5 protein-coding genes and 1 pseudogene are annotated in these 6,635 nt (G+C 72.2%); 4 read left to right on the forward strand and 2 right to left on the reverse strand.

Annotated features, from left to right (window positions below):
- Positions 1 to 80 precede the first annotated feature (80 nt).
- Positions 81 to 743: a bifunctional DNA primase/polymerase gene (locus tag ABZ646_RS37020; RefSeq protein WP_360529187.1), complete on the reverse strand. Its 663-nt coding sequence runs from the start codon at positions 741 to 743 to the stop codon at positions 81 to 83.
- Between the two features lie 274 nt (positions 744 to 1,017).
- On the opposite strand from ABZ646_RS37020, the gene ABZ646_RS37025 reads away from it, so the two are divergent.
- Together ABZ646_RS37025 and ABZ646_RS37030 are read left to right on the forward strand one after the other, a co-directional pair.
- The gene (locus ABZ646_RS37025) at positions 1,018 to 2,403 is read left to right on the forward strand and encodes a transcriptional regulator (RefSeq protein ID WP_360529190.1); all 1,386 of its coding nucleotides are present in this window, start codon (positions 1,018 to 1,020) and stop codon (positions 2,401 to 2,403) included.
- A 201-nt stretch (positions 2,404 to 2,604) separates the two neighbouring features.
- Positions 2,605 to 4,140, forward strand: coding sequence for a hypothetical protein (locus ABZ646_RS37030; protein WP_360529193.1), 1,536 nt, complete (start codon positions 2,605 to 2,607; stop codon positions 4,138 to 4,140).
- Between the two features lie 12 nt (positions 4,141 to 4,152).
- Here the strand turns inward: ABZ646_RS37030 and ABZ646_RS37035 are convergent, their stop codons facing one another.
- The gene (locus tag ABZ646_RS37035) at positions 4,153 to 5,457 is read right to left on the reverse strand and encodes an ABC transporter substrate-binding protein (protein WP_360529196.1); all 1,305 of its coding nucleotides are present in this window, start codon (positions 5,455 to 5,457) and stop codon (positions 4,153 to 4,155) included.
- Positions 5,458 to 5,574: 117 nt separating this feature from the next.
- Here ABZ646_RS37035 and ABZ646_RS37040 point away from each other — a divergent pair, with 117 nt between their 5' ends.
- Positions 5,575 to 6,075: a hypothetical protein gene (locus tag ABZ646_RS37040; protein WP_360529199.1), complete on the forward strand. Its 501-nt coding sequence runs from the start codon at positions 5,575 to 5,577 to the stop codon at positions 6,073 to 6,075.
- A gap of 96 nt (positions 6,076 to 6,171) precedes the next feature.
- A pseudogene (locus tag ABZ646_RS37045) lies at positions 6,172 to 6,635 on the forward strand (hypothetical protein); the annotation flags it as partial.

Raw genomic sequence — 6,635 nt, forward strand, 5'->3', positions numbered from 1 at the left:
GGTGAAGAACTTCGTCAGGTTGATCCGCAGGACGCGCCGGTACAGACCCCCAGCACAGGCACCGGGCACCCCGCGGGCGCCTACCGATCCCGCCCGCACGCGTACGCCAGTGCCGAGATCAGCTCCTCCGCGTCCGGCAGCCACCGGTTCGCCGCGGTCGGCCGGCAGGCCCACTGCACCGCCCCCCGCGAGCCGTACCGGGTGGGCGGCGCCGGCACATACGCCCCCTCCCCGAGCGCCGTGAGGTCCAGCGACGCCGGTGACCAGCCCAGCTTCCGCACCAGGTCCGGCAGCTTCACCGACGCCCCGGGAAGAACGAAGAACTGCATCCGGCGATCAGGGGTCAGCGTCACCGGCCCCAGCGTCAGCTCCATCCGCTCCATGCGCGCCAGCGCCAGGAACCCGGCCGTCTCCGGCACGGACAGCGCGTCGAAGGTCCGCCCCGTGGGCAGCAGGATCGACGCCGTCGGCTGCTTCTGCCACATCCGGCGCGCGACCGTCGCACTACCGGTCGCCTGCGTCGCCCAGTCCGGACGCGCCGCGTGCGCGCCGGGCGCCGCGCACGCGACCTCCCCGCAGGAGCAGCGCTGCACCCCCTCGGCCGCTTCCAGCCAGGTGCCGGGGAAGACGTCCCAGTGACGCTCCTCGGCGTAGCGTACGGCGGTCTCCAGCAGCGATTCCCCCCGCTGCTTCGGAATCTGAGCGGCTTCGGTGCCGACGATGGTCTCTTCCACGCTCAACACAACTCCCGCATCCACCTGGAGTTACGGGCGTTACGCGCGCGGGGGAGGAGCATCTTTTCCGCAATCGGGGCGCATGGATGCATGTGTGGGGGCGCGCAGGAGGAACCGGGGCGTGAGCGGGTAGTCACACGTGGGGGGTTGGCGGCGGTCGTACCCGCAGTTCCGCCGCGTTTACCCGGCAATCCTCGCATGTCCCGCATTTTCGGTATGTCCGCTGGGCAGTGATCGCAAAGGCCGGATCTTTTCCCTACAGGGAGTTCGCAGGGGGTACGCCATGGCCGCAAGGCCGCTTGTCGCGCGGCAGCCGAACGAACGGTTGCAGGCGCTCATCCAGGAGGCGGGGTGCTCGAACGCCGGGCTCGCCCGCCGGGTCAACATGTGCGGCGCCGAGCACGGGCTCGACCTGCGGTACGACAAGACGTCCGTGGCGCGCTGGCTGCGCGGCCAGCAGCCGAGGGGCCGGGCGCCCGCGATCATCGCCGAGGCGCTGGGCCGCAAGCTGGGCCGTACGGTCACGATCGACGAGATCGGCATGGCCAACGGCAAGAACCTCGCGTCGGGCGTCGGTCTCCAGTTCTCGCCGACCGTACTGGGGGCCATCGAGCAGGTCTGCGAGCTGTGGCGCAGTGACGTGGGGCGCCGGGACTTCCTGTCCGGTTCCTCGGTGGCCGCGTCCGCGCTGGTGGAGCCGAGCCGGGACTGGCTGATCTCGGCGCCGGACGCGCAGGTGGCGCGGCAGGCGGGACCGCGGGTCGGGCAGTCGGACGTGGCGGCCGTGCAGGCGATGACGCAGGCGCTGACCGACCTGGACCACCAGTTCGGCAGCGGGCACGTGCGCCCGGTCGTCGTGCACTACCTCAACAGCGTCGTGTCCGGGCTGCTGGCCGGCTCCTACCGGGAGTCGGTCGGGCGGGAGTTGTTCGCCGCGGTGGCCCGGCTCACCGAACTGGCCGGGTACATGGCCGTGGACACCGGCCAACCCGGTCTCGCCCAGCGGTACTACATCCAGTCGCTGCGGCTCGCGCAGGCCGCCGGGGACCGTGGCTACGGCGGCTACGTGCTCGCCGCCTCCATGAGCCACCTCGCCGCGCAGCTCGGGAACCCGCGGGAGATCTCCCAGTTGGCGCGGGCGGCGCAGGAAGGGGCGCGCGGACGGGTGACCCCGCGCGCGGAGGCGATGTTCTACGCGGCCGAGGCCCGCGGGCACGCGCTGCTCGGCGACGCGCGGGCCGCGCAGCTGGCGTCCGGGCGGGCGGTGTCCGCGATGGAGGCGGCCGATCCGTCCTCCGGTGACGACCCGGCGTGGATCGCGCACTTCGACGAGGCCTACCTGGCCGACGAGTTGGCGCACTGCCACCGTGACCTCGGGCAGGCCGAGGCGGCGGCGAGGTGCGCCCGGCAGTCGCTGGACGGGCACCCGCCGAGCCGGGCGCGACGCCGTGCCATCGGCTATGTGCTCCTCGCCACAGCGCAGGTGCAGCAGCGCGAGATCGAGCAGGCCTGTGCCACCGGGACGAAGGCGGTCGAACTGCTGGAGACGGTCCGTTCCAACCGGGGCGCCGAGTACCTGGAGGACTTCCAGCAGCGCCTGGAGCCGTTCCGGGACGAACCGGTGGTAAGGGAGTTCGGCGCCCGTCTGGATCTGCAGGCGGCCGCATGAATTCATGCCCCGCGTATGTGTGAACGTGTGGGAAACCACACGTTGCCGCTCAGGAGACGGCATATACAGCGCATCGCGGGGCGGTTTCGTCACTCCTGTCACCGGGAACAAGATCGCGCCTTTGGCTGCGTGGCACCTGGTGGAGGGGACCCGGTAGCGTGAGCCGACGATTCACAAGGTCCCCCATTAGTAGGAGTCCCGGTGACGCAGAGTGGACAGGGCGAGCCCGCGCGCGAAGGCATCGTGCTGCCCTCCGACGGCGGCGAGCCCTTGCTGCCGGGCATGACGGGCGGTGCCACCCGCCCGGTCCGGCCGGCCGCCGCGCCCCCGGCGCCGGCCACCGCGCCCTCCGAGGGCCAGGAGTGGGGACAGCCGTGGGGGCCCGGCCACCACCAGGGCGCACCCGGGCCCCAGCAGGACTGGCCGCAGGCGGCGGGCCAGGAGTGGAACACCCCGGCCCAGCCGCCCGCCTGGGACGACCGGTCCCAGGCCGCCCCCACGTCGGGCGCCGGCCCGCTCCCACCGGAGGGGGCGCCGTACGGCGGCTACGAGCAGTCGTACGGCGGCTACGGCGCGCACCCCCAGCAGCACCAGCAGCAGCCCTACGGCGGCGCCGCGCTGCCCCAGGCCGCGGGACAGGACCCCTACGGAGCCCCGCTGCCGCCCGCCGACGAGGGCGCGACCCAGTACATACCCCCGGTCCCGGCCGCTCCGGCGGACGAGGGCGCCACACAGTACATACCGCCGGTGGCGGCGGCCCCCGAGGGCGCCACCCAGCTGATCCCGCCGGTCGGCCCCGGTGCGCTGCCGCCGGAGAACCGGCACGAGCAGACCACCTTCCTCGGCAGGACCGCCCCCGCGGCGCACTCCGACGCCGATGCCACGCAGTACATCGCGCCCTACCCGGCCGGCGGCCCCCAGGGCGCCGACCGGCAGCCGCCCGCCGAGTTCGACAGCCTCTTCCGCAGCGGTCCGGGCGGCGAGCCCCCCGCCGCGTCCACCGCCCAGCTGCCCCGTTTCCAGCAGCAGCCCCAGCCCGCCTACACCCCGCCCCAGCCCCCGCCGTCGTACGACCGCTACGACGACGCCGGTGACGGCGGCGGCCGGGGTGGCCGGAGCCGGTCGAAGGTGCCCCTCATCGCGGCGGTCGGGGTCGGCATCGTGGTCCTCGGGGTCGGCGCCGGTGCCCTGCTCAGCGGGGGCGGCGGCTCCTCCGGCGGCAACAAGACGGTCGCCGCGTCCGCGTCGGCCGGTACGGACTCCTCGCAGGCCGCGGCCGATCCCGCGAAGGCGCAGGCCGTCGCCCTGGACAAGCTGCTCGCCGACAGCGGCAGCAGCCGGGCCAGCGTGATCAGCGCCGTCGCCAGTGTGAAGCAGTGCCAGAACCTCGGCGGCTCCGCCTCCGACCTGCGCGACGCGGCCAGGCAGCGCACCGAGCTGATCACCCGGCTGTCGAAGCTGCCCGTCGACAAGCTGGCGAACAACGCGGAGCTGACCGCCTCGCTCACCAAGGCCTGGCAGGCCTCCGCGAACGCCGACAACCACTACGCGGCCTGGGCCGACCAGGCAGGCGGCAAGCACGGCTGCCGCAAGGGCCAGGCCCGCACCACCGGCCAGACCGCGGCCGGCAACCGCGAGAGCGGCACCGCCAGCTCCCAGAAGGCGAAGGCGGCCGCGCTGTGGAACACCATCGCGAGCAGGTACGGGCTGACCCAGCGCCAGCCGACCCAGCTGTGACCTCGCCGCCGGTCAGTTGAGGTCGGCGTTCTCCAGGGTCCGCGTCATGTCGAGGGCGCTCCTGTTGGCCGACTGCAGCAGGCCGCCCCTGACCGTCTGGACGTTGACGTCGGCGTTGGCCAGCCGGGAGAAACCGGCGGCGGCCAGCTTGCCCTGGTAGGGCCAGGTCAGGTTCGGGGTGAGGCCGCCGGTGGAGACCTTCAGGCCGTTGTTGAGGGTGCGGCGCACGCTGTCGGAGGTCACCTCGCCGTCGCCGGTCTTCGCCAGCGCGGCGGCCAGCACCTTGAAGGCGATCCAGGTGGTCTGCACCCCGGCGTCGGCCGGGTCGATCCGGTTGTCCCCGAAGGCCTCCTTGCTGATGACCTTCTTCATCTCGTCCCATCGCGCGTCCGAGGCGACCGGGTACCAGCCGGTGATGTACGACCCCTCGTACGGGCCGGACGCCCCGCCGGTGGAGTTGATGACCGTCTGGTCGACGCTGCCGATCTCGGCGGCCGTCTTCACCTTCGGGTAGTCCTCGCGGGCGCGCTGGAAGCTGTCCATGAAGGTGGCCGTGCGGCCCCCGAGCTCGGGCACCACACAGCCCGTCTTCGCCGCTTCCGAGGACGCGCTCTCCAGTGCCTGCTTCGACTGCTCGTCGTACGCGGTGAGGTCCTCGGCCGCGAGCTGGTCGATCGCCTTGCCGTGGCCGCCCGCCCGCAGCCCCGAGTCGAGCAGCTGCGGCAGCTGGTCGCCGGCGATGCTGTCGGGGCGGACCAGGGTGACCGGGCCGCAGGACGCGGCCAGCGCCTCCCCGAGCCCGGCCAGCAGGGTGAGCTGCCCGCCGTTGACGGGGTAGGAGACGGGGCTGGTGAACTCCTCGTTCGAGGCCCCGTAGCCGCCTATGTAGGGGATGGCCGCGCCTTCCAGCGGGGGGAAGTAGGAATCGCCGAACTGGCTGTAGGAGCCGACCACCGCGACCACGTTCTCGTCGACCGCGCGCTGGGCGCAGTTCGCGGCGCCCACGCTGGTGTTGTGGTCGTTGCAGGTGAGCAGCTTGAGCTTGTGACCGCCGATGCCGCCCCGGGAGTTGAGCCAGCGCACGACGGCCGATGCCATGGCGGGCATACCGGGTTTGTTGGTGGCGCCGGTCTCCTGCGGCGCCCAGGTCATCACCTTGATCACGTCGTCCGCCGGGCCGGCGAACCCTGGGACGGTCCCGCAACCGGCGGCGAGTGACGCACAGGCCGCCATGGCCACCGTGGACAGGACGGTGGCTCTGCGGGGCCGGTGGGTCGAAGGAGGAAAGGTGCTGCGCTTGTGCCGACTGCCGGTCATGGACACGCACGATTCCGTCACATCGCAAACCCGCGAGTGACCCTCGGTCGACGATGAGTGACGCGAAGGTGAATTGCGGGGGCGGGTGAAGAGCCTGTGACGAGGAACGTACGATCGATGACCGTGCAAGGTTCGGAGAACTCTTCCCGTCGCGGCCGTCGCTCCTCCACCATGGGCGACATGCCACTCAATGACATGCCGTGGTGGCGCTGGCGCAGCAATGTGCGTTCCGCGCTGCACATGCTCTCCGACCCGGACTTCCAGCGGAACGTCTGGCTGGCCGGCCAGGACGGGTACGGCGACGTGACCGACGCGGTCTACCGGCTGGTCGAGGACACCTGGCTGGACAACTGGTCCGCCGAGAAGTACGTCGGGACGATATTCCGCGACTCGCAGGAGGCGGCGCTCGTCGACACCGCCGTGCTGCGGGTGCTGCGGATCATGCACCAGGTGGGGCCGGACGCGCAGGTGTCCGCCTACCTCGACCACCAGGGATGGCCGGACGCGGTCCGGGCGGCCCGGGACGCGCACATACGTCTGGCGACGAGCGACGGCGACGACCCGGAGGCACCGCCGCGCACCCTCGAGGTGCTGCGGATCATGACGCGGGCGGCGTAGTCCCACGCGGCGGCCGGTGTCCCGGGGGACGGGCCCGGCGGTCCGCGTGGCGGACACCCGGTGTCGGGCGCGGCGGGGCATGAGATTCTGTGGTGCATGACCGATCAGCCCACCCGAGCCCAGGCCGCACCGGCCGACCAGTACGTCCTCACCCTCTCGTGCCCCGACAAGCAGGGCATCGTGCACGCCGTGTCGAGCTACCTGTTCATGACCGGCTGCAACATCGAGGACAGCCAGCAGTTCGGGGACCACGACACGGGTCTGTTCTTCATGCGCGTGCACTTCTCGGCCGAGGCGCCGGTGACGGTCGACAAGCTGCGGGCGAGCTTCGCGGCGATCGGCGACTCCTTCCACATGGACTGGCAGATCAACCGGGCCGACGAGCGGATGCGCATCGTCCTCATGGTCAGCAAGTTCGGGCACTGCCTGAACGACCTGCTCTTCCGCGCCCGGACCGGTGCGCTGCCGGTCGACATCGCCGCGGTGGTGCGTTGTGGCAGCAGGCTGATGGTGGCGACGTCGGCGAGGGCCTGTGCGAAGGGGGTGGCGGCGGGGCTGAT

It is taken from the genome of Streptomyces sp. NPDC007162, assembly GCF_040634175.1.
GTDB lineage: Bacteria > Actinomycetota > Actinomycetes > Streptomycetales > Streptomycetaceae > Streptomyces.